This is a genomic window from Candidatus Pelagibacter communis, assembly GCF_001179985.1.
Taxonomy (GTDB): Bacteria; Pseudomonadota; Alphaproteobacteria; order Pelagibacterales; family Pelagibacteraceae; genus Pelagibacter; species Pelagibacter ubique_J.
The window spans coordinates 1-794 of record NZ_CVSI01000026.1; the positions used below are offsets into that span (position 1 = coordinate 1).

The 794-nt window shown below is 30.4% G+C and carries 1 protein-coding gene; it reads right to left on the reverse strand.

Annotated features, from left to right (window positions below):
* Positions 1-794 (reverse strand): cobaltochelatase CobT-related protein (locus AMN80_RS01140; RefSeq protein WP_143323369.1); only part of this gene is annotated, 794 nt, incomplete at both ends.

The window sequence follows — 794 nt, forward strand, 5'->3', positions numbered from 1 at the left end:
ATTCTCAAATAATCCACTTAATTGTCCAATCATCACATCTCCTAACTCTTGAACATCAGTTATTTTTATTGCTTTTTGATAATATCTAGAAACATCATGCCCAATACCGATAGCTAAAATTTCAATATCACTTTTGTTCTCAATAAACTTAACAATTTTCTTTAAATGTTTCTCAAGAAAGTCTCCAGAATTTACTGATAAAGTTGAATCGTCTACTGGTGCACCATCAGAAATTACCATCATAATTTTTCTTTCCTCTTTTCTTTTTTTAAGTCTATTAAATGCCCAGGTAATTGCCTCTCCATCAATGTTTTCTTTTAGAAGACCTTCTTTAAGCATAAGTCCTAAATTTTTCTTTGATTGTCTCCAATGTGTATCTGCTGATTTATAAATTATGTGCCTTAAATCATTTAATCTTCCAGGATTTTTTGTTTTACCAGATTTATTCCACTCCTCTCTAGACAATCCACCTTTCCAGTTTTTTGTTGTAAATCCAAGAATCTCAACTTTCACTGAGCATCTTTCCAAAGTTCTAGATAATATATCAGCACATAGAGCGGCAATTGTAATTGGTCTGCCTCTCATTGATCCAGAATTATCAATCAATAATGTTACAACGGTATCTTTAAAATCTAAGTCTTTCTCTTTTTTGAATGATAAGGAATTATACGGATCAATAATAATTCTAGGTAATTTAGAACTATCTAATAAACCCTCTTCTAAATCAAATTCCCATGCTCTGTTTTGTTTTGCTAATAATTGACGTTGTAACTTATTTGCAAGTTTAGTTATAA